Here is a 24,418-nt window from a genome sequence, read left to right as displayed (position 1 = left end):
CACAGCAGGAGGTGCGAGATGAACGACGTAGAGCTCGACCGAAGCAGCATCCTTCGCTCGCTCGTCACGATCTCGCGGCGCGGAGTGGCCGATGCCCGCAGCGGCGGCACACCGCTGTCGATGACCGACCAGTCGATCGTCGGGTACATCGCCGAACGGCCAGGCGTCCGCTCCACGGACATCGCACAGGACTTCCGCCTCAACCGTTCCACGGTGTCACGGCAGCTCGCAGGGCTCATGAGACTCGGCCTGGTGCGAGAAAGATCGGACTCCGGCGGGCGCGGTCGCCCCCTGGAACTCGCCGAAGCCGGAGAGCACGCCTACCGGGAGACGTTGAAAGTGCTCCAGAGCGTCATCGACGAGCATCTGGCCGGATGGTCGGATGCGGAGATCGCGCGTTTCGCACGCGATCTCGAGCGTTTCAATCAGGAAAGCCCCACAAGGGCGACGAAGAAGGAGAGATCATGAAGAACATCACGGTTCTCGGCACGGGCGTACTCGGGTCGCAGATCGCGTTCCAGACCGCGTTCCACGGTTTCGATGTCGTGGCATACGACATCGATGACGCAGCTCTTGAGCGCGCCGCGGAACGATTCGCCGGGCTGGCCAAGCGGTACGTGGCCGAGGGTGTCGCCGGTGCTGCCGACGGCGCGGCGGATGCCGCGGTCAGACGCATCCGACTCACCGCGGACCTCACGGACGCTGCCTCGACGGCGGATCTCGTGATCGAAGCCGTCCCGGAGAACCTCGAGCTCAAGCAGGGCATCTATCGGAAGCTCGCCGAGGCGGCACCGGAATCCACCGTCTTCGCGACGAACTCGTCGACCCTGCTGCCTAGCGACCTCGTCGACTCGACCGGACGCCCGGACCGTTTCCTCGCTCTGCACTTCGCGAACGAGATCTGGTCGCACAACACGGCCGAGGTAATGGGCACGCCGGCGACGTCCCCGGACGTCCGCGCCGCCGTCATCGCCTTCGCCGAGCAGATCGGCATGGTTCCGATCGACATCAAGAAGGAGAAGTCCGGCTACCTGCTGAACTCGCTCCTCGTGCCGTTCCTCGACGCCGCAGCCGAGCTCCTGGTCGACGGGATCGCCGAGCCTGAGGCGATCGACGCCACCTGGCGTATCGGGACGGGGGCGCCTGCCGGCCCGTTCCAGATCTATGACATCGTCGGGCTCACGACCGCCTACAACATCTCGAGCGTCGGCGGCGAGAAGCAGCAGGCGTTCGCCAAGCTGCTGAAGGAGCAGTACATCGACAAGGGCAAGCTCGGCGTCGCCACGGGCGAGGGGTTCTACACATACCCGAAGGAGAGCTGAGCCCCTCTCGGCACTGACGACGAAGCCCGGATCACTGACCTTCCTCAGCGATCCGGGCTTCATCGATCGACCGACGTCTTACCTCGCAGCAACCGGCGCGCCTCCTTCTCAGCCACCGGAGGTTTTCGGAGGACATCGTTCGATCCGCTCCCGCCAACGCAAGAGCCCCGGTGATCCGTTTTGAAGCGGAATCCCGGGGCTATCTGTCTTGCTGGGGTACCTGGACTCGAACCAAGAACAACTGAACCAGAATCAGCCGTGTTGCCAATTACACCATACCCCAAGGGCGAAACCGGAGCTTCGCACCGAGGTACTACTCTACCCGACTTCGGCGAGGCCGCCAAAACGCCAGGGACGGCTCGGGCGCGTCGTGCCGGTCAGCCGCGCAGGTGATCCGCGAGGGCGCGCAACCGCCGCAGCGACTCGTCCTTGCCGAGCAGCTCCATCGACTCGAACAGCGGCGGCGAGACGCGGCGGCCGGTGATCGCGACGCGCGGCGGGCCGTAGGCGACACGGGGCTTGAGCTCGAGATTCTCGACGAGAGCGCTCGAAAGGGCATCCTGGATCTTCTCCGGCGTGAACTCGTCGACAGGCTCCACGGCCGCCACACAGGCGTCCAGCACCTCGGCCGCGTTGGCCGGCAGCCCCTTGAGCGCGTCGGCGTCGTAGGAGACCTCGTCGACGAACAGGAACCCGAGCATTCCGGGGACGTCGCCGAGCAGCTGCACCCGCTCCTGTACGAGCGGTGCTGCGCGGAACGCCAGGACGAGCTGCTCGTGGCTGGGCTCGTCGAACAGGCCGGCCGCGGCGAGATACGGGATCGTGCGCTCGGCGAAGTCCTTCTCCCCCAGCATCCGGATGTGATCGCCGTTGATCGACTCGGCCTTCTTCTGGTCGAAGCGCGCCGGGTTCGGGTTCACATCGGCGATGTCGAACGCGGAGATGAACTCCTCCAGCGAGAACACATCGCGGTCGGGGCCGATCGACCAGCCGAGAAGTGCGAGATAGTTCAGCAGCCCCTCGTGAATGAAGCCGCGCTCGCGGTGCAGGAACAGGTCGGCCTGCGGATCGCGCTTGGAGAGCTTCTTGTTGCCGGTCTCACCCAGTACCAGCGGCATGTGCGCGAAGCGCGGGACGAACGTCGTCACCCCGGCGTCGATCAATGCCGCGTAGAGCGCGAGCTGTCGGGCCGTGGACGGCATGAGGTCCTCGCCGCGCAGCACGTGGGTGATGCCCATGAGCGCGTCGTCGACGGGGTTGACGAATGTGTACAGCGGGATGCCGTTGGGCCGGACGACCACGAAGTCGGGGAAGGAGCCGGCCGGGAAGGTCACCTCACCGCGGATCAGGTCGACGTAAGTGAGGTCCTCATCGGGCACGCGCAGTCGCAGTGCGGGCTGGCGGCCCTCAGCGCGGAAGGCGTCCTTCTGCTCGTCGGTGAGGTCGCGGTCGTAGTTGTCGTAGCCGAGCTGCTTGGCGCGGCCGTTCGCCTCGTTGCGGGCGTCGATCTCCTCCGCGTTGGAGAAGCTCTCGTAGATGGCCCCTGCGGCGAGCAGCTTGTCGATGACCTCGCGATAGATGTCATGGCGCTGCGACTGCCGGTACGGAGCGTGCGGCCCTCCGACCTCGACGCCCTCGTCCCAGTCGATCTCCATCCAGCGCAGCGCGTCGAGCAGTTGCTGGTAGCTCTCCTCGCTGTCGCGCGCGGCGTCGGTGTCCTCGATGCGGAAGACGAGCTTGCCGCCGTTGTGGCGTGCGTACGCCCAGTTGAACAGCGCAGTGCGGATCAGACCGACGTGCGGGAGCCCCGTCGGCGACGGGCAGAAGCGGACGCGGACGTCGGAACTGGAGGCGGTGGTGGTGAGGGGATGCGGGGTAGCCATAGCCCTTCAATCCTACGCGTGCACGTGCTCCTCACCGGGCCCGCCCGACGGCCACGGCCGCGGTGTGCTCGAGGACGACGGCGCCGTCCTCGGCGTTCTCCTCGCAGTACGCGTCGAACGCCTGCCGGAAAAGTTCTCGATCGCCTGCACCGAGTGCGCGGTAGAACCCACCGGCGGACGCGACACCGCCAGCGGCGGATGCCCACAGCGCAGTGACGGGTGCATGCCATGCCCAACTGATCTCCGACACCTCGACCGCGTTCCAGCCGCCCTCCGACAGCATCCTGCCGAGTCCTGCTGCGGACCGCTCGAAGTCCTTGTCGGCCGGGAGTCGCGCTCCTGCGCTCGGCGTCAAGCCGGCGCGGTCGCAGACGGCTGCCCAGAACCACGACGGGGACACCGTCCAGATCGTGGCGACGAGCGTCGCAGCGGTCCTCGCGACTCTGGCCATCTCGCCGGCCGACGCGCGCGGATCAGGAACGTGATTGAGCACGAAGTTGGCGGTCACCGCATCGAACGAGGCATTCGGGAACGGCAACGACGGAAGGGCGCCGTCGCGGACCTCGAGCTCCGGATGCTGCAGCGCCGAGACCTCACGCATCGTCTGCTCGGGCTCGCATCCCGTAACGGTCCAGCCGGCGTCCGTGAGCAGGGTGCCGAGCGCTCCCGTCCCGGACCCGACATCGAGGAGAGTACGGGAGCGCGCCGGCCCCAGCACGTCGATGATCGCATCCGCCGTCCCGGAGCACAGGTCGGCGTAGGAGGCGGCGTACGCGCTGCCGACGCCGCGCCAGGAGCTCACGCCGTCTGCAGCGGACGCGCTGCGGGATCAGAGGTCGTCATCGCCAACCGATCCTACGCGGGCGCCGCCGTCCCGTCATGGACGTCACGAGAGGTCATCCGGGGTCACGGGAACTCACAGTGGGTCACATACGAGACACGGGGCGCGCCCGCTTCCTACGCTGGCCGAAATCGCGATGGACCTGACCCGCCGAACACTCAACGGAAGGCAAGAACATGACAATCACGGATGCCGTCACCAACGGTCTCACCGATCGATGGAAGGACGCAGCGACTCCGAGCACCAGCACCGACTGGCTCGAACGCGCACAGGAGGTGGCCGACATCCTCGCTGTCGACGCCGTCGAACGCGACCGCGTCGGCGCGACGCCGTACGCGGAGGTGCGGCTGCTCAAGGCCGCCGGCCTCGTCACACTGCTCGGGCCGACGGCCCACGGAGGCGCGGGCGAGACCTGGGAGACCGCGTACAAGGTGATCCGCACCGTCGCGCGCGGAGACGGATCGATCGGGCAGGTGCTCGGCTACCACTACCTCTGGGCGTGGGCTGCTCGCCTGGTCGCCACCGAGGAGCAGATCGCGGCGGTCGAGGAGCTCTACACGACGAACAACTACCTCTTCGGCGGTGCCGTCAACCCGCGCGACTCCGACCTGGTGATCCGCGAGGACGGCGACGACCTGGTGTTCTCCGGCCACAAGTCGTTCTCCACCGGTGGCCAGATCTCCGACCTCACCGTCCTCGAGGGTGTGCTCGAAGGGACGGACACCCACATCTTCGCGATCGTGCCCACCGCTCAGGACGGCATCGTGTTCGCCGACGACTGGGACAGCCTCGGCCAGCGTCTGACGGAGTCGGGCTCGGTGCAAATCCGCGACGTGCGCGTGCCCTGGGCGTCGGCCGCCGGGTTCGTCGACCGGGTGTTCCAGCCGCTGATCTACAACACGCTGAACGTTCCGGCGATCCAGCTCGTGTTCGCGAACTTCTACCTCGGAATCGCGCAGGGTGCCCTGGAGACGGCTTCGGCGTACACGCGGTCCACGACGCGCCCGTGGCCATACGGCGGTGACGACAAGCAGCACGCCTCCGAGGAGTGGTACCTGCTCGAGGGATACGGAACACTGCAGTCCAAGCTCTGGGCCGACGAAGCGCTGCTCGACGCCGCCGGCACCGAGATCAGTGCCGTTCTGCACGCTCCGCGTGAGGAGCTCAGCGAGCGGCGGCGCGGCGAGATCGCGGTGCGCATCGCCGCCGGCAAGCTCCGCATCGTCGACGACGGCCTCGAGGTCGCGACGAGGGTGTACGAGCTGACGGGGGCGCGCGCGTCGGCGAACAGCGTCGGACTGGACATCTTCTGGCGGAACCTGCGCACGCACAGCCTGCACGATCCCATCGCGTACAAGAAGCGCGAGGTCGGCGAGTACGTGCTGCTGAACGATATCCCCGAGCCCACCTGGTACACCTGAGCTCCGGGATGCAACGGTCGGCGCCGTGCCGCGGGTGATCCTCGTGGCGCGGCGCCGGTCGTCACGGCATCCTGGCGGTCATGCCGTCCGCATCCGGCCCAGCGGCGAGGCGACGACGATCGCGATGACCAGGACGGATGCCGCCACGGCCAGTCCTCCGTACTGGAAGTTCGACAGGATCAGCCCCGCGAGCACGGCACCTCCCGCGGCCGAGAAGCTCATCAGGGAATCGCTGCGGCCCTGCCTCCGCGTGCGCAGCGCCGGGGCGGTCGCCTCGGTGAGCAGCGCGGCACCCGAGACCGTGGCTGCGCTCCAGCCCAGCCCGAGCAGGATCAGCGCGACCATGACACCCCATGCCTGATCGTTCACGAACATCGCGAACAGCAGGGATGCGGCGAGCAGCCCCTGCCCGAGCAGGACGACCTGCAAGCGTCCCCATCGGTCGGCGAGGATGCCGAACACCGGTGACAGGGCGTACATCCCGGCGACGTGCATGGCGATCGTGACGCCGACCAGCGACGAGATGTCCGCCGGCGTCGCGTGCCCGCCGTGAGCCCCGTGCGCCATGTGCGCGAGATGGATCGGCGTCATGGCCATGACGGAGGCCATCGTCACGTGCGAGGCCGCGATCGCGAACATCGCGTAGCGCGCCGCGACCGGGTGATCCTGCCGTTCCTCGATCGTGCTCTGGTCGGCGCCGGCCGCCATGATGCGCTGGGCGAGCAGCAGCGGATCGGGGCGGAGGGCCACGACGTAGAGCGCGAACGCCGCAGTCTGCGCGATCAGCGAGAACAGGTAGGAACCGGTCTGCGGCGGCATCCCGATCGCCTGCCCGACGACCTCGCCCGGCCCCAGCAGCAGCGGGCCAGCCACTCCCCCGACCGTCGTCGCCCAGACGACGACCGAGAGGTCTCGGCCGCGGTGCCGCGGACTGGCGAGATCGGTCGCGGCGAATCGCGACTGCAGGTTCCCGGCGTTTCCTGCGCCGATGAGCACGATGCCGACCAGGAGAAGCGGGAACACGCGGAGAGCGGCGGCGAGGATCACGATCCCGATGCCGATCAGGGCGAAGAGGTTGCCGAGGGTCAGCGCCCGTCGGCGCCCCAGCTTCGTCGCGAGCCGCGCCAGCGGGATCGCGCACAGCGCAGCTCCCAGCGTGACGGATGCCGTGGCGAGTCCCGAGAGCGCGTCGTCACCGGAGATGTCGGCGGCCAGCAGCGCGCCCAGAGACACTGTCGCCCCGAACGCGATGCCGCCGAGCACCTGGCCGGCGGAGAGGATCGCGACCGTCCGTCGCTGCACCGCCTGCTGCTGCTCGGCGGTGGGGATCGTCATGCGACGGGCAGCGCGTCGCGCACGGCGTTGCGCAGGATGCCGATGCCGGAGACCTCGACCTCCACGGTGTCGCCGGCGACGAAGGGCCCGACGCCCGCCGGCGTTCCGGTGAGGATGACGTCGCCCGGGAGCAGTGTGAACACGGCAGAGGCGTACTCGATGATGTCGGCCACCGAGTGGATCATGTCGCTCAGCGGAGCGCTCTGACGCACCTCGCCGTTCACGCGAGTCTGGATCGTGGCATCCGCATTGTCGAACTCGGTCTCGATGACGGGGCCCAGCGGGCAGAACGTGTCGAAGCCCTTGCCGCGCGTCCACTGACCGTCCTTGCGCTGCAGGTCGCGCGCGGTGACGTCGTTCGCGACGGTGTAGCCGAAGACGTAGTCGAGGGCCCTCTCGGCCGTGACGTTCTTGGCGATGCGTCCGATCACGACGGCCAGCTCGCCCTCGTGGTCGGTCTGCTCCGACAGGGTCGGCCGCACGATCGTGTCACCGGGCCCGATCACCGCTGTGTTGGGCTTGAGGAAGAGCAGCGGCTCCTCGGGCGCGGTGCCGCCCATCTCGGCCGCGTGGTCGTGGTAGTTCTTGCCGACGCAGACGACCTTGGAACGCGGGATCACCGGAGCGAGAAGCGCGGCATCCGCGAGCGGGACGCGCTCCCCCGTCGTCTCGAATCCGGCGAACATCGGATCGCCGGCGAGGACCACCAGCTCCTGCTCGTCCTCGTCAAGGATCCCGTACTGGATGGCGTCGTTGTGGCTGAACCGGGCGATCTTCACCTGCCCAGCCTACTCAAGCCACCCCCACCCCTCACAGACCTCTCGGGAGCGACGAGACCCCGTCGTATCGACGTAGATAGGACGGGGTCTCGTCGGCCAGGAGAGGTCTGTGGGGCCGGGGGGGGGGACGCGCGTCAGCCGGGAGGCAGAATGCCGAAGGCAGCGAGCCGAGCACCGAGCGTCTCGGCGGTGCGGATGTGGCTGTGGCCCCACCGAACGAAACCCCAACCTGTGACACCGCGCACGTCATCCTCGCGCTGCTTCTCGGCGAGCACCGCGTCCTGCGGCGTCGGAGTCGCACGCAGATCGGGTTCGAGGTACTTCGCATCACCGTCGAACTCGCCGAAGACACGGTATCCGCCGAATCCGAAGTCCAGATAGTAATCGCGCCCAGCCGACCCGACGACGTGGACCTGCAGCGCTATATCCCGGAATCCGAGCGTGTGAAGCCGAAGCCGGCTGACGCTCTCACCCGGAAGTTCCGCGCGCCCGTCGGCGAAGGCGGCGACCCAGCGTGCAGTCTTTGCTCCGCGTGCCCGTGAAGCGGCCATGATCCGCAGCTCCTCGCGCCATGCCGCTGCCTTCTCCTGATCCTGAACGCGTCGCGACACCGCGACGTGCCCGAGGGCTGCGTCGCCGGCGGAGATCGCAGCCTCAGGCGAGAGCGTCCGCGCCAGATCGTAAACGGTGCGTGCGAGCGATGTGCACCTCAACCCGTGCTTGACCACGATGTCGTCAGCCGTCACTTTGAGGGCGTGCCTCATCACCCCGTCTGAACGACGAGAATGCCGCGTTCCTGCGATCAGGACGTGCACGAAGTCGTCGCGTCCGCCGTACAACGGCAATCCCCACAGCGCAGCTGCCGATGCGTGCGCGAACACGGCGTCCGGGCTCACGCGTGCGAAGGCGATGGCGCGCAGCAGATGGCGCCCTTCCTCCCACAGCGCGTCCCATGTCGGGCCATCGACGTACTGCCCACGGTGAACCCGGACGAGCATCCCCGCGTTCACGAGAGATTCGAGACCTCGCTCCGTGATTCCGGCATCCAGCAGTTCCGAACGCGTGCGCAGCAGAGCGGCTGCCTCGGCGAAGTCGATTCTCTTCCGCATGCCGCGATCGTCACAGATCGCGGGTCCTCGTGCTGTTCCTCCACAGCTTGATCCGGGTTCCGGCATCCCGGGCCGCCTGTGCAGAGAGAGTCATGCTTCACAGACCTCTCGGGAACGACGAGACCCCGTCGTATCGACGTGAATACGACGGGGTCTCGTAGGCCAGGAGAGGTCTGTGAAACTGCGGGAGGGGTCAGGCGTCCAGGCGGTAGAGCCAGCCGTGCTTGTCCTCGCGGCGGCCGTACTGGATGTCGGTGAGCTCCTCGCGCAGCGAGAGCGCCAGCTCGCCGGACGGCTGCGGCTCCTCGCCGTCGGCGGTTACGAGAGCGCCGATCGGGGTGACGACAGCCGCCGTGCCGCACGCGAACACCTCGACGATGTCGCCGGAAGCCACGCCGTCGCGCCATTCCTGGAGCGACACCGGCCGGCGCTCGACAGTGTGGCCGCGGTCCTCCGCGAGCTGCAGCAGCGAGTTGCGGGTGATGCCCTCGAGGATGCTGTCGGAGTCCGGGGTGACGATGCGGCCGTCCTTGTACACGAACACGACGTTCATTCCGCCGAGCTCCTCGACATTGCCGTCCTGGTCGAGGAAGACCACCTGGTCGCAGCCCTTCTCGTACGCCTCGGCCTGCGGCAGCAGGCTCGACGCGTAGTTGCCGCCGGTCTTGGCCGCACCCGTGCCGCCCTTGCCCGCGCGGGCGTAGTTCTCGGACAGCCAGATGCGCACCGGCTGCACGCCGCCCTTGAAGTACGAACCCGCCGGGCTCGCGATCAGGTAGTAGGCCACCTTCTGCGCGGGGCGCACGCCAAGGAACGCCTCCTTCGCGAACATGAACGGCCGCAGGTACAGGCTCTGGTCCTCCCCGGACGGCACCCAGGCACCGTCGACGGCGATCAGTTCGCGGATCGACTGCAGGAAGTACTCGGTGGGCAGCTCCGGCAGCGCCATGCGCCGCGCACTGCGCTGCAGGCGTGCGGCGTTCTGGTCGGGACGGAACGTGTGGACCGACCCGTCTGCGTGCCGGTAGGCCTTGATCCCCTCGAAGATCTCCTGCCCGTAGTGCAGCACGGCTGCGGCGGGGTCGAGTGCGATCGGGCCGTAGGGCTGCACGCGCGGACGATGCCATCCGCCGCGCGCCGACCAGCACACGTCGACCATGTGGTCGGTGAACGCCGTGCCGAAGCCCGGGTTCTTCAGGATCTCCTCGCGCTCTGCTGCGGACTTCGCTGCGAGGTTCTTGGTCACGGCGAACTCGAGCGGTGCGAGTTCGGTTTCGGTCGTTGTCATGTCACATCCTGCGTTCGTTGCGGGCGGCGCTCGCGTGCGTCCAGGTTACGCCTGGAGCCGGGCGATGATGGCGTCGCCCACCTCAGTGGTGGTTCGAGAGCCGAGCCGTTCGGCGATGTCCGCCTCGACCGCGCTGGTCACGCGGTCCGATTCCTCGCGGAGCCCGAGGTGATCGAGCAGGAGGGCGACGGACAGGATCGCCGCCGTGGGGTCGGCTTTCTGCTGGCCTGCGATGTCGGGCGCCGAACCATGAACGGGCTCGAACATCGAGGGGAACGTGCCGTCGGGGTTGATGTTGCCCGATGCGGCGAGGCCGATGCCACCGGTGACGGCGCCTGCCAGATCCGTGAGGATGTCGCCGAAGAGGTTGTCGGTGACGATCACGTCGAAGCGGCTGGGGTTGCTGACCATGAAGATCGTCGCCGCATCGACGTGCAAGTAGTCTACGGCCACGCCGGGGTGTTCCCCCGCCACCTCGTTCACGATGCGCTGCCACATGCCTCCTGCGTGGACGAGCACGTTCGTCTTGTGCACCAGGGTGAGCTTCTGACGGCGGCGCTCGGCGAGCTCGAACGCGTACCGCACGACGCGCTCGACGCCGTACGCGGTGTTCACGCTCGTCTCGTTGGCGACCTCGTGCGGGGTTCCGACACGGATGGCGCCGCCGTTGCCCACGTACGGGCCCTCCGTGCCCTCGCGGACGACGACGAAGTCGATGTCGCCCGGGTCGGCGAGCGGACCGGCCGCACCGGGATAGAGCTTCGAGGGACGGAGGTTGACGTAATGGTCGAGTGTGAACCGGAGTCTGAGAAGAAGACCGCGCTCGATGTTCGCGGCCTTCAGAGCCGGGTCGCCCGGCGTTCCGCCCACGGCGCCGAGGATGATCGCATCGTTGGCCTTGATCGCGTCGAGGTCCTCGTCGGTCAGCGTGTCACCGGTCTCCAGGAAACGTGCGGCTCCGAGCGAGAAGCGGGTCTTGTCGAAGGCGACGTCGCTGTGCGCGGTGACGGCGTCGAGCACCTTCTCCGCCTCGGCGACGACCTCGGGACCGATGCCGTCACCGGGGATGACGGCCAGCTTCACGACACGCGACATGCGCACTCCTTGCCTCGGGAACCCCGCGGCACGACGACGGCGCGGGTACCCCCCAGCGTACTGGTCAGTGCGAACGGGGCGTGCGCAGTGTGACAGCGGCGATGACCCCCGCCGCCACCACGAGGCCGACGCCGATCAGCGAGGTGAGGGTGATCCCGGACTCGAAGGCGGATGCCGCAGCATCCCAAAGCTGCGTGCGCAGCGGCTCCGCGAGTTCGTGCGCCGCACCGTAGGCGCCGGCGAGCGTCTCACGCGCGCCGGACGCGATCTCCGCCGGGACTCCCTGCGGAATCACGAGCGCACCGCGATACAGCGCGGTGATGATCCCGCCGAGCACGGCGGTACCCAGGACCGCTCCGAGCTCGTACGCGGTCTCGGAGACGGCGCTCGCGGCTCCCGCCTTCGCGGGCGGTGCGCTCGAGAGGATCAGCTCGTTCGAGATGGTCTCCGCCGCGCCGATGCCGATGCCGAGCACGACGAACGCGGTCACGAGCGCCAGGATGCCGTGCTCGTCGGAAGCGAACGCGACGAGCAGATACCCCACGACCGAGAACACGAGGGCGGCGGGAACCACGACGGAGGGCCGTACGCGGCGCGAGATCGGCACGATGACGAGTCCGGCGACGATCATCGCGAGCATCCCCGGCACCAGCGCGAGTCCCGCCATCATCGGGGTGAGGCCGATGACCAGCTGCAGATGCTGCGACACGAAGTACAGGAATCCCACGAGCGCGACGACGCTGAGCAGGTTCACGAGAATGGCTCCCGAGAACGTGCCGCACCGGAACAGCGCCATGTCGAGCATCGGCGTCTTGGCGCGCAGCTGACGCCGCACGAACAGGATGCCGAGCACGACGCCGAGCGCGACGCACGCGGCAGCGATGAGCGTCGGCCCCTCGACCGCGACGAACTTGATCGCGTACACGATCGGCACCATCGCACCAATCGAGAGCAGGATGCTGATCGGGTCGATGCGCCCCGGAGCGGGGTCGCGGCTCTCCGGCACGAGCAGCGGCGCCGCGATGAGGAGCGGGATCAGCACGGGCACGGCGATGAGGAAGACCGACCCCCAGGCGAAGTGCTCGAGAAGGAAGCCCCCGACGATCGGGCCGAGTGCCGCCCCTGCCGAAAACGCGGACGCCCACACCGCGATCGCCATCCGGCGCTGATCGCGGTTCTGGAAGATCGACCGCAGCAGCGACAGGGTCGACGGCATGAGCATGGCCCCGAAGAAGCCGAGCAGGACGCGCGCCGCGATCAGCAGCCCTGCCGTGGGCGCGAAGGCGGCCAGTGCGGACACTGCGGCGAACCCGGTGGCACCGATCAGGAGCATCCGGCGGCGGCCGAAGCGGTCGCCCAGCGTACCCATCGTCACCAGCAGCCCCGCCAGCACGAGCGGGTACGCGTCGATGATCCAGAGCTGCTCCGCTCCGGTCGGGGCGAGCGCGAGCGAGATCTCCGGCAGCGCGAAGCTCAGCACGGTGTTGTCCACCGACACGAGCAGCACGGGGAGCATCAGGACGATCAGCGCCCACCAGCCGCGCGCCCCCGCGCGTGGGCCGTCGGTCGTCGTCACCGCGATCGGCGCCGTCTGCGTCATACTCGTTCCTGTCATCCGTGTCCGTTACTAAACCGTCCGGCTGGTATAGTAACAGATATGCCGCGACCTCCTCTCGCCCGTGAACGGGTGCTCGACGCATTCGAGACGCTCCTGATCGATGACGGCGAGCGAGCCGCGACACTGGATGCGACGGCGAAGGCCGCAGGCGTCTCCAAGGGCGGCCTGCTCTACCACTTCGCATCCAAGGACGACCTGGTCGCGGGACTCCTCGATCGCCTCGAAGTCGCCGCCCACGAGGACCTCGACCGCATGGCGACGGCCCCGGACGGCGCCGTCGCCTACTTCCTCCGCACATCGATCATGGAGGACACCGCGCTCGACCGCGTCCTCGTCGCAGCGTCGCGCATCGCGCAGGGCGGAGCGGCCGCCGCATCCGACGCCCTCAGGCGGGTACGCGAGTCCTGGGCCGAGGTCCTGCGACCGCACGTGCGCGACCAGACCGCGCTCGATCTCGTCATGCTCGTCAGCGACGGCCTCTACTACAACAACGCGCTCGACACCGCGGGCGCTGAGGGAAGCGGCCTCGCGGGTCCCGTACCGAGGGGCGCGGATCTGGAGAAGCTCATCGCCCTCGTGCAGAGCGCCGTCTCATGATGCCCCGCGAACGGGCGCGCCGGGTCAGACCTCGGCGATCTCGATCTGCTTGACGACGCTCGCCTCGATCGCGACGCCGACCTCGGCGAGCAGCTCATCGGGCACCCGAGAGTCGACGGTGAGGACGGTGAGCGCTTCGCCACCGGCCGCGCGACGCGCGACCTGCATGCCGGCGATGTTGATGCCGGCGTCGCCGAACTTCTGGCCGTAGACGGCGACGATGCCAGGACGATCGAGGTACTGCATCACGATGTGGTTGGTCTCGATCGGCACCTCGATGTCGTGACCGTTGATGCCGACGATCTTCTGCACCATGCGGGTTCCGGCGAGGGTGCCAGCCACGGTGAGGACGGTGCCGTCCGCAAGGGCGCCGCGCAGCGTCGTCAGGTTGCGGTACTCGGGGCTGTCCTTCTCCACGATGAGCCGCGCCTCGATGCCGCGCTGCTCGGCGAAGAGCGGGGCGTTGACGTACGAGACGTTCTCGCTGACCACGTTCGAGAGGATGCCCTTGAGCGCTGCGAGCTTGTAGACGCTGACGTCGTAGTCGGCCAGCTCGCCGCGGACCTCGATGTCGAGCGTGGTGACCGCGGAGCCGGCGAGACCGCTGAAGACCTGGCCGAGCTTCTCCACCAGGGCGATGCCGGGGCGGACGAACGGGTCGATCACGCCGCCGGCGACGTTCACGGCATCCGGCACGAGGTCGCCCTCGAGAGCGAGCTTGACCGAACGCGCGACCGAGATCCCGGCCTTCTCCTGGGCCTCATCGGTGGAGGCCCCGAGGTGCGGGGTGACGATCACGTTCGGCAGCTCGAGGAGCTCGCGGGCGGATCCGCCCTCGGCCGGCGGTTCGGAGGTGAACACGTCGAGGCCGGCCCCGGCGATCTCGCCGGCGAGGAGTGCTTCGCGAAGCGACACCTCGTCGATCAGGCCGCCGCGCGCGACGTTGACGACGTATGCGGACGGCTTCATGGCCGCGAACTGGGCGGCGCCGATCATGCCCGTGGTCTCGGGCGTCTTCGGCATGTGGATCGTGAGGAAGTCGACCTCGGCGACGAGCTCGTCGAGGGTGCGCAGCTCGACGCCCAACTGCTGTGCACGGGCGGTCGTGACGTAGGGGTCGTAGGCGACGACCTTCATGCCGAAGCTCTGCATGCGCGCGGCGACCAGCGCGCCGATGCGGCCGAGCCCGACGATGCCGAGGGTCTTCTCGAACAGCTCGGTTCCGGTGTAGGCGCTGCGCTTCCACTGCCCGGCGGCCAGCGAGGCGTGCGCGGCCGGGACGTGGCGGGCGAGGCTGATGATGTGGGCGCAGGTGAGCTCTGCCGCGGAGATGATGTTGGAGGTCGGTGCGTTCACGACCATGACGCCGGCCTTGGTGGCAGCGGGGATGTCGACGTTGTCGAGGCCGACGCCGGCGCGGGCGATCACCTTGAGCTTCGGAGCGTGCTCGAGAGCCTCCGCGTCCACCTTGGTCGCGGAGCGGACCAGCACAGCATCCGCATCCTTCAACGCCGAGAAGAGCGCCTCGCGATCCGTTCCGTCGACCTGACGGACATCGAAGTCGGGGCCGAGGGCCTCGATCGTGGCGGGCGAGAGGACTTCGGCGATGAGCACGACGGGCTTCGGCACAGACGGATCCTTCGGGTTGGCGGCAGAGCGCGGATGGGGACCGATGCGCCGCACACCGTCGGGGGCGCGATCGAGACCACCTTACCCGAGCGTGCGACGTGCTCCGCGCCGTGTGACGCTCGGCCTCATCCGGTCAGCGACGAGAAGTTCAGCGTGCTCAGCGCGACGACGTTCATCCAGAACACGGCGACCAGCGTGAGCCCGGCGAGGAGGACGAGCGCGAACTCGACCGCCTGGCGCCGTCGACCGAGCGCGTATGCCGCGGCGAAGACGAGGATCGGGAAGAGCACGGAGAAGAGCAGGACGAACCACCCGTACGCATTGAGTCCGTACTGGGCGACGCTGACGAGATACGCCACAGCGTTCCACACGGCGTACGCGTAGAACAGCCCGGCAAGACCGAGGATCAGCGTCTTCATCAGCCCGAGCCCGTGCCCCTTCGTCGTCTCGCGCGCGGTCATGCGCCCACCGCCCCTGTCATCACGAACGGCCAGGGCACCAGGAGTGCGATCCCGGCGAGGAAGCCGACGACGCGGATCCAGCTCGCGGAGCGCCGCGTGAGCATCCAGACAGCGCCGAACCACAGTGCCGGCGCCAGCACCGCTGCCCAGACCGCGACCTGGTACATGACCGTCGGCACGAGGAACAGGGCGCCCGCCTGCAGATTGAGTCCGCCGATGATCCAGCCGATCGTGTACAGCAGGTAGACCCCGCCGACGATCCCGACCAGCAGCAGCATGGGCGTGCTCAGACCCTGCGGCTCATCCGACTCGGCGACCGTGCCGTCTGCCTCGATCCTGCCGACGGACTCACTGTCCTTGCCGACCGCGTTCCAGCCGTGGGGCAGGGCGGGCTTCGCGGTCTCCCCCGCCGACTGCTTGCGACGAGGCGCTGCCGGATGCTCGTCGTCGCCCTCCCAGGAGAACGCGTCGTCCGATTCGGATGTCATGTGTCCAGCGTAGCCATCGCCACTGGTGCCGGATATGCTCAGGGAGTTCACAGGAGCTTGAGGGAGATCGACCGTGACAGAACCGGACAAGACCGTCGCCGCGAACGACTGGAAGCCGACACCGGAGTCCAAGCGCAAGGCGACCACCTTCCGGTGGATCGCCGCAGCCCTGTGGGCCGTCGCGATCGCCGCAGAGGCCGTCGCCATCTTCTGGCTTCTGCGCCAGCGCGAGTTCGTCGGCGAGGACGGCGGACTCGTCCGCAACACCGACACCGGTCTGCTCGAGAATCAGCAGGCCACTGCCCAGTTCCCGCAGTGGGCCTTCATCACGCTCATCGTGATGCTCGTCGTGATCGCAGCGCTGTCGATCACCGGTTCCTTCCTCTGGAAGAAGGCGAACCGTCTCGACCCGGCGCGCAAGTCCGACAAGCTGCGGTTCTTCGTCCAGAACCAGCTGGGCGCGATCATCGCGATCATCGCGTTCCTGCCCCTGATCATCCTCATCTTCCTGAACAAGGACATGGACAAGGGGCAGAAGACGACGGCCGGCATCATCGGCGTCGTGCTCGCGGTCGCCGCGGTCGCGCTGGGCATCGACTACAACCCGTCGTCCGTCGAGGAGTACACCGCCGACCAGTCCACCGTCATCCAGCTGCTGGGCCAGGACGAGGTCGTCTGGGTCGACGGCGGATCGGTATACCACGTCTGCGAAGAGGTCTCCGACATCCAGACGGGCAGCGAGAAACGCATCGGCACCACCGCCGAGGCCGTGGCCGCCGGCAAGACCAGGCTCACCCTGGAGTTCGCATCCGAGCTGCGCACGTGCGGACTGGCCGTACCCGAGAACTCGGATGAGATCGTCGAGGCACTGCGCGCGATCCGCGACGGCGTGACGGACACCCTGCTGCCCGCGCCGGTGTGGGCATCCCCGTCGGATGCTCCGATCGAGATCCCGGATGCCGCCCCCGAGGGCGACGAGTCGGAGTAGGCCACAGCGGGGAGAGACCCCGTCGTATCGACGAGACCCCGTCGCAATCACGTGGATGCGACGGGGTCTCGTCGTTCAGACGGGGTCTCAGTGTCGTGCAGTCGGACTCAGGTCAGCGCGCAGCGCTGCCGTCGACGTAGTCCTCGTCCTGCTGCTTCCAGGCGAACAGCGAGCGCAGCTCCTTGCCGGTCGTCTCGATCGGGTGCTGCTCCTCCTTGGCGCGGAGCTCCAGGAACTCCTTCGCGCCGTTGTCCTGGTCGTCGATGAAGCGCTTCGCGAACGCGCCCGACTGGATGTCGGCGAGCACGCCCTTCATGCTCTCCTTGACGGCCGAGTCGATGACGCGCGGCCCGGAGACGTAGTCGCCGAACTCAGCGGTGTCGGAGATCGACCAGCGCTGCTTGGCGATGCCACCCTCCCACATGAGGTCGACGATGAGCTTGAGCTCGTGCAGCACCTCGAAGTAAGCGATCTGCGGCTGGTAGCCCGCCTCGGTCAGCGTCTCGAAGCCGGCCTGCACGAGGTGGCTCACGCCACCGCAGAGCACGGCCTGCTCGCCGAACAGGTCGGTCTCGGTCTCTTCGGTGAAGGTCGTCTTGATGACGCCGGCGCGGGTGCCGCCGATCGCCTTGGCGTACGACAGCGCGAGGTCCCAGGCCTTGCCCGATGCATCCTTCTCCACGGCGATGATGTCCGGGATGCCGCGGCCCGCGACGAACTCGCGGCGCACGGTGTGGCCGGGTGCCTTGGGGGCGACCAGGATGACGTCGACGCCCTCAGGAGCATCGATGTAGCCGAAGCGGATGTTGAAGCCGTGCGCGAAGGCGAGCGTCTTGCCGGCGGTGAGGTTCGGCGCGATCGACTCGCTGTAGATCGTGCGCTGGTGCTGGTCGGGCGCGAGGATCATGATGACGTCCGCCCATGCCGTCGCGTCGGCGACGTTCTTGACCGGGAAGCCGGCCTCCTCGGCCTTGGCGATCGACTTCGAGCCGTCCTTGAGCGCGATGGCGACCTCGACGCCCGAGTCGCGCAGGTTCATCGCGTGGGCGTGCCCCTGCGAGCCGTAGCCGACGATCGCGACCTTCTTGCCCTGGATCAGGGACAGGTCGGCGTCGTCGTCGTAGAAGATCTCAGTGCTCACTTGTATTTCTCCTTGATTGTGGTTCGAAAAGTTCGTGTGTCAGCCGCGCAGGACGCGCTCGGTGATGCTCTTGCCGCCGCGCCCGATGGCCAGCAGCCCGGACTGCGCGATCTCCTTGATCCCGAAGGGCTCGAGAGCGCGGAGCAGGGCGTCGATCTTGCCGCGGTCGCCCGTCACCTCCACGACGAGCGCATCGGCGGCGTAGTCGACGACGGCGGCGCGGAAGAGATTGACGACCTCGATCACGTTGGAGCGGGTCGTGTTGTCGGTGCGCACCTTCACCAGCACATGCTGGCGCTGCACCGACGTCGCGAAGTCGAGCTCGACGATCTTGATGACGTTGACGAGCTTGTTCAGCTGCTTGGTCACCTGCTCGAGCGGAAGCTCCTCGACGTCGACGACGACCGTGATGCGCGAGATCCCCGGCACCTCCGTCACGCCCACGGCGAGGGACTCGATGTTGAAGCCGCGACGCGCGAAGAGCCCGGCGACACGGGTGAGGAGACCGGGAGTGTCCTCGACGAGGAGGCTCAGAACGTGCTTGGACATGGTTCAGACCTCCTCATCGAACGCCGGAGCGTGGTCGCGCGCGTACTGGACGTAGTTGTTGCTCACGCCCTGCGGAACCATCGGCCACACCATCGCGTCGGCCGAGACGACGAAGTCGATGACGACAGGACGGTCGTCGGTCTCGAGAGCCAACTGGATCGCCGCATCCACCTCCTCCTCCTTCTCGACACGGATGGCCAGGCATCCGTAGGCCTCGGCGAGCTTGACGAAGTCCGGGATCCGGACGGTGTCGTGCCCCGTGTTGAGGTCGGTGTTGGAGTAGCGGCCGTCATAGAAGAGCGTCTGCCACTGGCGCACCATGCCGAGCGAGGAGTTGTTGATGATCGCGACCTTGATCGGGATGTTGTTGATCGCGCAGGTCGCGAGCTCCTGGTTGGTCATCTGGAAGCATCCGTCGCCGTCGATCGACCAGACGACCCGGTCGGGCTCGGCGACCTTCGCGCCCATCGCCGCGGGCACCGAGTAGCCCATCGTGCCCGCTCCCCCGGAGTTCAGCCACGCGTTCGGACGCTCGTACTTGATGAACTGCGCAGCCCACATCTGGTGCTGGCCGACGCCGGCGGCATAAATGCCCTCCGGCCCGGTGAGCTCGCCGATCCGCGAGATCACATACTGCGGCGCGAGCAGTCCGTCGCTGGGCTCGGTGTACCCGAGCGGGAACTCGTCACGGAGCCCGTCGAGGTAGGACCACCAGTCCGAGATGTCGGGCTTCGTGCTGCCGACGACGCCGCGGAACGCGGCATCCAGGTCGATCAGCACGTCGCGGACGTCGCCCACGATCGGCACGTCGGCCGTGCGGATCTTGGAGATCTCGGCCGGGTCGATGTCGACGTGCACGACCTTCGCGTGCGGTGCGAACAGCGCCGCCTTGCCGGTCACGCGGTCGTCGAAGCGAGCGCCGAGCGACACGATGAGGTCTGCCTCCTGCAGTGCGAGCACCGCGGGAACCGTTCCGTGCATGCCCGGCATGCCGAGGTGCTGCTCGTGCGAGTCGGGGAAGGCGCCGCGCGCCATGAGGGTGGTGACGACGGGCGCGCCCGTCGACTCGGCGAGCTCCTTCAGCTCCGCTGCCGCACGTCCGCGGACGACGCCGCCGCCGACGTAGAGCACGGGCTTCTTCGACTCGGCCAGAAGCGCTGCCGCGGCCTGGATCTGCTTGCCGTGCGCCTTGGTGACGGGGCGGTATCCGGGCAGATCGACCTTGGGCGGCCAGACGAACGGCACGGTGTCCTGCTGCGCGTCCTTCGTGATGTCCACGAGGACAGGCCCGGGACGGCCCGTCGACGCGATCTCGAAGGCGGCCGCGATGGCGCCCGGGATGTCGCGGGCATCCTTCACCAGGAACGAGTGCTTCGTCACCGGCATGGTGATGCCGACGATGTCGGCCTCCTGGAACGCGTCGGTGCCCATGAGGGTCGAGAACACCTGACCGGTGATCGCGACCAGCGGCACGGAGTCCATGTAGGCGTCGGCGATCGCCGTGACAAGGTTCGTTGCGCCTGGTCCGGAGGTCGCGATGCACACGCCGACCTTGCCGGACGCCGAGGCGTAGCCCTCGGCGGCGTGGCCGGCGCCCTGCTCGTGGCGCACGAGGATGTGGCGGAGCTGGGATGCGTCCATCAGCGGGTCGTAGACCGGCAGGATCGCACCGCCCGGGATGCCGAAGACGTCGGTGACGCCGAGCAGCTCGAGCGAGCGGACGACGGCCTCGGCCCCGGACATCTCGGGCGCGGAGCTCTTGGTGGACGGCGGCCGTGGCACGGCCGATACAGCATCAGCAGTCATGGGATTCCTTGGTGATCTGCAGGGTCAGCCCGTGGTCGCGCCTTCGGCGGCGGAGCGCACGAGCTTGGAGTACTTGGCAAGAACGCCACGGGTATAGCGCGGAGGAAGCGGCTCCCAGCCGTCACGGCGGGAGGCGAGCTCTGCCTCATCGACGAGTAGGTCAAGAGAGCGAGCTGCGATATCGACCCGTATCAGATCACCATCGCGCACGAAGGCGATGGGACCAGCGTCCACCGCTTCGGGTGCTATGTGGCCGATGCACAGGCCGGTTGTGCCGCCTGAGAATCGTCCGTCTGTCAAGAGTAGTACATCTTTTCCGAGCCCAGCGCCCTTGATGGCCGCTGTGATCGCGAGCATCTCGCGCATGCCGGGGCCGCCCTTGGGGCCCTCGTAGCGGATTACGATGACCTCGCCCGCGTTGATCTCGCCGTTCGCCACCGCATCCATGGCGGCGCGCTCGCGCTCGAAGACGCGGGCAGGACCCTCGAAGACGTCCGCATCGAAGCCCGCCGACTTCACCACGGCGCCCTCGGGTGCGAGCGAGCCGTGCAGGATCGTGAGGCCACCGGTGGCGTGGATCGGGTTGTCGAAGGTGTGGATGACCTCGCCGTCGATGGGGTCGGGATCGAGTTCCGCAAGGTTCTCGGCGAGCGTCTTGCCGGTGACCGTGAGCGCGTCGCCGTGGAGCAGCCCTTCGTCGAGCATCGCCTTCATGATGACGGGGATGCCGCCGTGGCGGTCGACGTCGTTCATGACGTACTTGCCGAACGGCTTCATGTCGGCCACGTGCGGCACCTTGTCGCCGATGCGGTTGAAGTCGTGCAGGCTCAGGTCGACCTCGGCCTCGCGGGCGATCGCGAGCAGGTGCAGCACGACGTTGGTGGATCCGCCGAGCGCCATGGCGAGGGCGATCGCGTTCTCGAACGACTCCTTCGTGAGGATGTCGCGGGTGGTGATGCCCTGGCGGAGCAGGTTCACCACGGCCTCGCCGGAGCGGTGCGCGAAGTAGTCGCGGCGCCGGTCGGCGGAAGGCGGCGCTGCTGATCCCGGGAGGCTGAGGCCCAGCGCCTCGGCGACGGATGCCATCGTGTTGGCGGTGTACATGCCGCCGCACGCGCCCTCGCCGGGGGCGATCGCGCACTCGATGCGCTTGAGGTCCTCTTCGCTCATGAGCCCCGCGCGGCAGGCGCCGACGGCCTCGAACGAGTCGATGATCGTCACGTCCTTCTCGGTGCCGTCCGACAGCTTGACCCAGCCGGGGGCGATCGAACCGGCGTAGAGGAACACGCTGGACAGATCGAGGCGCGCGCTCGCCATGAGCATGCCTGGGATGGACTTGTCGCATCCGGCGAGCAGCACGCTGCCGTCGAGGCGCTCCGCCATCATGACCGTCTCGACCGAGTCGGCGATGACCTCGCGCGAGACGAGCGAGAAGTGCATGCCCTCGTGCCCCATCGAGATGCCGTCCGAGACGGAGATGGTCCCGAACTGCAGCGGGTAGCCGCCACCGGAGTGGACACCCTCCTTGGCGCCCTGGGCCAGGCGGTCCAGGCTCAGGTTGCACGGGGTGATTTCGTTCCAGCTGGACGCGATGCCGATCTGCGGCTTGTCCCAGTCCTCATCGCCCATGCCGACGGCGCGGAGCATGCCCCGGGAGGTCGTCGCCTCGATCCCGTCGGTGACGACGCGGCTGCGGGGCTTGATGTCGATGGATGCATTCGAAGAAGGATCGTGCGAGGACATGACGGCAGTCTATTCCCGTCCCGACGCGCGCTCGGACGCGAGCGTCTCCAGAAGATCCGCCATCTGCTGTGGGGTGTCCACACGCAGCGCCGCCGCGCTCTCCCCCGGGCCGACGCGCACGCCGAGGTCGCCCGGGAGCAGGACCCGCATCGCGTCCTCGTCGGTGACGTCGTCGCCGGCGAACAGGATGCCGGTGGCGTCGAAGTGCTCGCGCAGAACCGCCATGGCGGTGTCCTTGCCCTCGGTCCTGGACGAGAACTCGAGCACCCTGTGGCCCGACCGCCGCCGCCAATGCGGGTAGTGGTCGGCGACGAGCGCGTCGATCTCGGCGAACGCCGCCTGCTCCGTCTCGCGCGTCGCCCGGCGCGTGTGGATGCCCATCCCGAAGGTCTTGGGCTCGAGGCCCACGCCCTCGTAGCGGTCGACGATCGGCTGCGCCGCAGCCCACAGCCGCTCGCGCGCGCCGTCCTCGGTCGCCGAGCCCGGAGCATCCTCGTCGCCCGTGCCCGGGAACCAGTACTGCGCGCCATGGGAGCCGGCCAGGGCGATGACCGAGTCCTCGTCGTGCTCGGTGATGATCTTCAGGTCGTGCATGCTGCGACCGGACACGTAGGCGACGAGCGTGTCGGGAAGGGACGTGAGCCGCGCGACCTGCGCGGCGACCTCGGGAAGTGCGCGCGCCGCCATCGGGTCGGGCACGAGCGGGGACGCCGTGCCGTCGAAGTCGAGTGCGACGATGAGGCGGGGTGTTCTCGCGATCGCCGTGAGGGCGTCGTCTGCGGTTCCGGGCGTCCAGGTACGGGTCACTGCGGGTCTCCTCGTCGGGGATCGATTCCCGACCAGCCTCTCACGTGCCGGTGTCGCGCTCCGCCCGCATGACGGCCGATCAGGAGCGCTGCGCCCGCACGTCCGCGAGGGCGTCGAGGAACGACGAGGACCACACCTTCACATCGTGCTCGAGCACGCGCTTGCGCAGCGACCGCATCCGGCGGCTCTGCTCGGCCGGCTCCATCTCGACCGCGGTCATGATCGCGTCCTTCAGCCCCTCGATGTCGTGCGGGTTGACGCGGACGGCCTGACGCAGCTCATCGGCCGCGCCGGTGAACTCGCTCAGCACGAGCGCCCCGCGGTTGTCGGCGCGCGTGGCGATGTACTCCTTGGCGACGAGGTTCATGCCGTCCCGGAGCGCGGTGACGAGCATGACGTCGGCGGCAAGGTACAGCGCGACCATCTCCTCGCGCGGGAAGCCCTGATGCAGATAGCGGATCGCCGTGTGCACCATGGTGTCGAAGTCGCCGTTGATGCGGCTCACCGACAGCTCGATCTCGTCGCGCAGATGCACATAGGCGTCGACGCGTTCGCGGCTGGGGCTCGCGACCTGGATGAACGTGACGTCCTCCACGCTGAGCCTGCCCTCGGTCAGCAGCTCGCCGTACGCCTTGATGCGATGCCGGATGCCCTTGGTGTAGTCGAGCCTGTCGACGCCGAGCAGGATCCGTTTGGGATTGCCGAGACTCTGTCGGATCTCCACCGCCCGCGCCCGCACCTCCGGCTTCTCGATGAGCTCGAGGTACGGGGCCGTGTCGATGGAGATCGGGAAGGCCTTCGCGAGCACGGGGCGGGAGCCGTCGTCATCGGGGACCTCGACGAGCGATCCCTTGACCGGATGCTGCAGGCGCCGGCGAACGGCGGCGAGGAAATAGGTGGCGTCCTGCGCGCGCTGGAATCCGATGACGTCCGCGCCGAGCAGCCCGCGCAGAACCTGATCGCGCCAGGGCAGCTGCGCGTACAGTCCGTGCGCAGGGAACGGGATGTGGTGGAAATAGCCGATCGTGACATCGGGCCGGAGCGCACGCACCATCTCGGGCACCAGCTGGAGCTGGTAGTCGTGGACCCAGACCGTGCCGTTCTGCGCGACGGCGGATGCCGCGGCCTCGGCGAAGCGGCGGTTGACGGCGACGTACGCGTCCCACCACTCGCGATGGAACTGCGGCGGGGCGATCACATCGTGATACAGCGGCCAGATCGTGTCGTTCGCGAATCCCTCGTAGTACTCGGCGACCTCCTGCTCGCTCAGGGCGATCGGAATCAGTCGGATGCCGTTCGCCTCGAACGGCTCGAGCTCGAGGTCGGCCTGCCCGGCCCACCCCACCCAGGCTCCGTCGACCGTCTTCATGACCGGCTCGAGCGCCGCGACCAGACCGCCGGGAGAGGTGCGCCAGATCTCCTCGCCGTCCGGTGCCACCACCCGGTCCACCGGGAGCCGATTGGCGACGACGACGAATTCTGCGGCGGTCATGGGAGCTCCTCGCTGCCGGTGCGGTT

22 protein-coding genes and 1 tRNA gene are annotated in these 24,418 nt (G+C 68.2%); 5 read left to right on the top strand and 18 right to left on the bottom strand.

The window, feature by feature from the left end:
• Window positions 1–18: 18 nt before the first annotated feature.
• Window positions 19–468: a MarR family winged helix-turn-helix transcriptional regulator gene (locus tag AB0269_RS03950; RefSeq protein ID WP_366209942.1), complete on the top strand. Its 450-nt coding sequence runs from the start codon at window positions 19–21 to the stop codon at window positions 466–468.
• Window positions 465–1,322 (top strand): 3-hydroxyacyl-CoA dehydrogenase, encoded by an 858-nt coding sequence (locus tag AB0269_RS03945; protein WP_366209940.1) that lies wholly within the window; start codon window positions 465–467, stop codon window positions 1,320–1,322. Before AB0269_RS03950 ends, AB0269_RS03945 begins: the two co-directional genes overlap by 4 nt.
• Window positions 1,323–1,533: 211 nt before the next feature.
• Here the strand turns inward: AB0269_RS03945 and AB0269_RS03940 are convergent.
• The 3 genes from AB0269_RS03940 to AB0269_RS03930 all read right to left on the bottom strand — a co-directional run bounded on the left by AB0269_RS03940 (window position 1,534) and on the right by AB0269_RS03930 (window position 4,007).
• Window positions 1,534–1,605 (bottom strand) — tRNA-Gln (locus AB0269_RS03940).
• A 94-nt stretch (window positions 1,606–1,699) separates the two neighbouring features.
• Window positions 1,700–3,205 carry a glutamate--tRNA ligase gene (gene gltX, locus AB0269_RS03935; protein WP_366209939.1) on the bottom strand — a complete coding sequence of 502 codons (1,506 nt, stop codon included), beginning with the start codon at window positions 3,203–3,205 and terminating at the stop codon, window positions 1,700–1,702.
• A gap of 31 nt (window positions 3,206–3,236) precedes the next feature.
• Window positions 3,237–4,007 (bottom strand): class I SAM-dependent methyltransferase, encoded by a 771-nt coding sequence (locus tag AB0269_RS03930; RefSeq protein WP_366209938.1) that lies wholly within the window; start codon window positions 4,005–4,007, stop codon window positions 3,237–3,239.
• A gap of 215 nt (window positions 4,008–4,222) precedes the next feature.
• On the opposite strand from AB0269_RS03930, the gene AB0269_RS03925 reads away from it, so the two are divergent.
• Window positions 4,223–5,467: an acyl-CoA dehydrogenase family protein gene (locus tag AB0269_RS03925; RefSeq protein ID WP_366209937.1), complete on the top strand. Its 1,245-nt coding sequence runs from the start codon at window positions 4,223–4,225 to the stop codon at window positions 5,465–5,467.
• 78 nt (window positions 5,468–5,545) lie between these two features.
• Here the strand turns inward: AB0269_RS03925 and AB0269_RS03920 are convergent, their stop codons facing one another.
• The 6 genes from AB0269_RS03920 to AB0269_RS03895 all read right to left on the bottom strand — a co-directional run bounded on the left by AB0269_RS03920 (window position 5,546) and on the right by AB0269_RS03895 (window position 12,673).
• Entirely contained in the window at window positions 5,546–6,802 is a 1,257-nt protein-coding gene (locus AB0269_RS03920; protein ID WP_366209936.1) for an MFS transporter, read from the bottom strand.
• Window positions 6,799–7,581 carry a fumarylacetoacetate hydrolase family protein gene (locus AB0269_RS03915; RefSeq protein WP_366209935.1) on the bottom strand — a complete coding sequence of 261 codons (783 nt, stop codon included), beginning with the start codon at window positions 7,579–7,581 and terminating at the stop codon, window positions 6,799–6,801. Before AB0269_RS03915 ends, AB0269_RS03920 begins: the two co-directional genes overlap by 4 nt.
• Window positions 7,582–7,715: 134 nt before the next feature.
• Complete coding sequence (locus AB0269_RS03910) at window positions 7,716–8,690, bottom strand: hypothetical protein (RefSeq protein ID WP_366209934.1); 975 nt, start codon at window positions 8,688–8,690, stop codon at window positions 7,716–7,718.
• Window positions 8,691–8,883: 193 nt separating this feature from the next.
• A complete protein-coding gene (locus AB0269_RS03905; protein ID WP_366209933.1) occupies window positions 8,884–9,978 on the bottom strand; it encodes a branched-chain amino acid aminotransferase in 1,095 nt (364 codons plus the stop codon).
• A 45-nt stretch (window positions 9,979–10,023) separates the two neighbouring features.
• Complete coding sequence (locus tag AB0269_RS03900; RefSeq protein ID WP_366209931.1) at window positions 10,024–11,073, bottom strand: 3-isopropylmalate dehydrogenase; 1,050 nt, start codon at window positions 11,071–11,073, stop codon at window positions 10,024–10,026.
• Window positions 11,074–11,137: 64 nt separating this feature from the next.
• Window positions 11,138–12,673 carry an MFS transporter gene (locus AB0269_RS03895; RefSeq protein ID WP_366209930.1) on the bottom strand — a complete coding sequence of 512 codons (1,536 nt, stop codon included), beginning with the start codon at window positions 12,671–12,673 and terminating at the stop codon, window positions 11,138–11,140.
• Window positions 12,674–12,730: 57 nt separating this feature from the next.
• Here AB0269_RS03895 and AB0269_RS03890 point away from each other — a divergent pair, with 57 nt between their 5' ends.
• Complete coding sequence (locus AB0269_RS03890; protein WP_366209929.1) at window positions 12,731–13,288, top strand: TetR/AcrR family transcriptional regulator; 558 nt, start codon at window positions 12,731–12,733, stop codon at window positions 13,286–13,288.
• A 24-nt stretch (window positions 13,289–13,312) separates the two neighbouring features.
• Here AB0269_RS03890 and serA read toward each other — a convergent pair whose 3' ends face one another.
• From serA to AB0269_RS03875, 3 genes are all read right to left on the bottom strand, one after another.
• Window positions 13,313–14,917 carry a phosphoglycerate dehydrogenase gene (gene serA, locus AB0269_RS03885; protein ID WP_366209928.1) on the bottom strand — a complete coding sequence of 535 codons (1,605 nt, stop codon included), beginning with the start codon at window positions 14,915–14,917 and terminating at the stop codon, window positions 13,313–13,315.
• A gap of 125 nt (window positions 14,918–15,042) precedes the next feature.
• The gene (locus AB0269_RS03880; protein ID WP_366209926.1) at window positions 15,043–15,378 is read right to left on the bottom strand and encodes a hypothetical protein; all 336 of its coding nucleotides are present in this window, start codon (window positions 15,376–15,378) and stop codon (window positions 15,043–15,045) included.
• The gene (locus tag AB0269_RS03875) at window positions 15,375–15,866 is read right to left on the bottom strand and encodes a hypothetical protein (protein WP_366209925.1); all 492 of its coding nucleotides are present in this window, start codon (window positions 15,864–15,866) and stop codon (window positions 15,375–15,377) included. The genes AB0269_RS03880 and AB0269_RS03875 overlap by 4 nt, the downstream gene beginning before the upstream one ends.
• A gap of 73 nt (window positions 15,867–15,939) precedes the next feature.
• On the opposite strand from AB0269_RS03875, the gene AB0269_RS03870 reads away from it, so the two are divergent.
• The gene (locus tag AB0269_RS03870; RefSeq protein WP_366209924.1) at window positions 15,940–16,854 is read left to right on the top strand and encodes a hypothetical protein; all 915 of its coding nucleotides are present in this window, start codon (window positions 15,940–15,942) and stop codon (window positions 16,852–16,854) included.
• Between the two features lie 112 nt (window positions 16,855–16,966).
• Here the strand turns inward: AB0269_RS03870 and ilvC are convergent, their stop codons facing one another.
• From ilvC to AB0269_RS03840, 6 genes are all read right to left on the bottom strand, one after another.
• A complete protein-coding gene (ilvC, locus tag AB0269_RS03865; protein ID WP_366209923.1) occupies window positions 16,967–17,995 on the bottom strand; it encodes a ketol-acid reductoisomerase in 1,029 nt (342 codons plus the stop codon).
• Window positions 17,996–18,034: 39 nt separating this feature from the next.
• Window positions 18,035–18,544 (bottom strand): acetolactate synthase small subunit, encoded by a 510-nt coding sequence (gene ilvN / locus AB0269_RS03860; RefSeq protein WP_366209921.1) that lies wholly within the window; start codon window positions 18,542–18,544, stop codon window positions 18,035–18,037.
• Between the two features lie 3 nt (window positions 18,545–18,547).
• Window positions 18,548–20,350 carry an acetolactate synthase large subunit gene (locus AB0269_RS03855; RefSeq protein WP_366209920.1) on the bottom strand — a complete coding sequence of 601 codons (1,803 nt, stop codon included), beginning with the start codon at window positions 20,348–20,350 and terminating at the stop codon, window positions 18,548–18,550.
• Between the two features lie 24 nt (window positions 20,351–20,374).
• Window positions 20,375–22,093: a dihydroxy-acid dehydratase gene (gene ilvD / locus AB0269_RS03850; protein ID WP_366209919.1), complete on the bottom strand. Its 1,719-nt coding sequence runs from the start codon at window positions 22,091–22,093 to the stop codon at window positions 20,375–20,377.
• 9 nt (window positions 22,094–22,102) lie between these two features.
• A complete protein-coding gene (gene otsB / locus AB0269_RS03845; RefSeq protein WP_366209917.1) occupies window positions 22,103–22,900 on the bottom strand; it encodes a trehalose-phosphatase in 798 nt (265 codons plus the stop codon).
• Window positions 22,901–22,979: 79 nt separating this feature from the next.
• Entirely contained in the window at window positions 22,980–24,392 is a 1,413-nt protein-coding gene (locus tag AB0269_RS03840) for a trehalose-6-phosphate synthase (RefSeq protein WP_366209916.1), read from the bottom strand.
• Window positions 24,393–24,418 lie beyond the last annotated feature (26 nt).

This window comes from Microbacterium sp. NPDC077644, from assembly GCF_040702785.1.
Taxonomy (GTDB): domain Bacteria; phylum Actinomycetota; class Actinomycetes; order Actinomycetales; family Microbacteriaceae; genus Microbacterium.
The sequence above is the reverse complement of the archived record's forward strand: the minus strand, read 5'-3'. Positions and strand labels throughout refer to the sequence as shown.

Coding starts and splice junctions, on each gene's coding strand:
- AB0269_RS03890 (WP_366209929.1), top strand. CDS start 12,731: ATGCCGCGACCTCCTCTCGCCCGTGAACGGGTGCTCGACGCATTCGAG.
- AB0269_RS03855 (WP_366209920.1), bottom strand. CDS start 20,350: ATGACTGCTGATGCTGTATCGGCCGTGCCACGGCCGCCGTCCACCAAG.
- AB0269_RS03840 (WP_366209916.1), bottom strand. CDS start 24,392: ATGACCGCCGCAGAATTCGTCGTCGTCGCCAATCGGCTCCCGGTGGAC.
- AB0269_RS03895 (WP_366209930.1), bottom strand. CDS start 12,673: ATGACGCAGACGGCGCCGATCGCGGTGACGACGACCGACGGCCCACGC.
- ilvD (WP_366209919.1), bottom strand. CDS start 22,093: ATGTCCTCGCACGATCCTTCTTCGAATGCATCCATCGACATCAAGCCC.
- AB0269_RS03875 (WP_366209925.1), bottom strand. CDS start 15,866: ATGACATCCGAATCGGACGACGCGTTCTCCTGGGAGGGCGACGACGAG.
- AB0269_RS03900 (WP_366209931.1), bottom strand. CDS start 11,073: ATGTCGCGTGTCGTGAAGCTGGCCGTCATCCCCGGTGACGGCATCGGT.
- gltX (WP_366209939.1), bottom strand. CDS start 3,205: ATGGCTACCCCGCATCCCCTCACCACCACCGCCTCCAGTTCCGACGTC.
- AB0269_RS03880 (WP_366209926.1), bottom strand. CDS start 15,378: ATGACCGCGCGCGAGACGACGAAGGGGCACGGGCTCGGGCTGATGAAG.
- AB0269_RS03905 (WP_366209933.1), bottom strand. CDS start 9,978: ATGACAACGACCGAAACCGAACTCGCACCGCTCGAGTTCGCCGTGACC.
- AB0269_RS03925 (WP_366209937.1), top strand. CDS start 4,223: ATGACAATCACGGATGCCGTCACCAACGGTCTCACCGATCGATGGAAG.
- AB0269_RS03920 (WP_366209936.1), bottom strand. CDS start 6,802: ATGACGATCCCCACCGCCGAGCAGCAGCAGGCGGTGCAGCGACGGACG.
- AB0269_RS03945 (WP_366209940.1), top strand. CDS start 465: ATGAAGAACATCACGGTTCTCGGCACGGGCGTACTCGGGTCGCAGATC.
- ilvN (WP_366209921.1), bottom strand. CDS start 18,544: ATGTCCAAGCACGTTCTGAGCCTCCTCGTCGAGGACACTCCCGGTCTC.
- AB0269_RS03950 (WP_366209942.1), top strand. CDS start 19: ATGAACGACGTAGAGCTCGACCGAAGCAGCATCCTTCGCTCGCTCGTC.
- AB0269_RS03910 (WP_366209934.1), bottom strand. CDS start 8,690: ATGCGGAAGAGAATCGACTTCGCCGAGGCAGCCGCTCTGCTGCGCACG.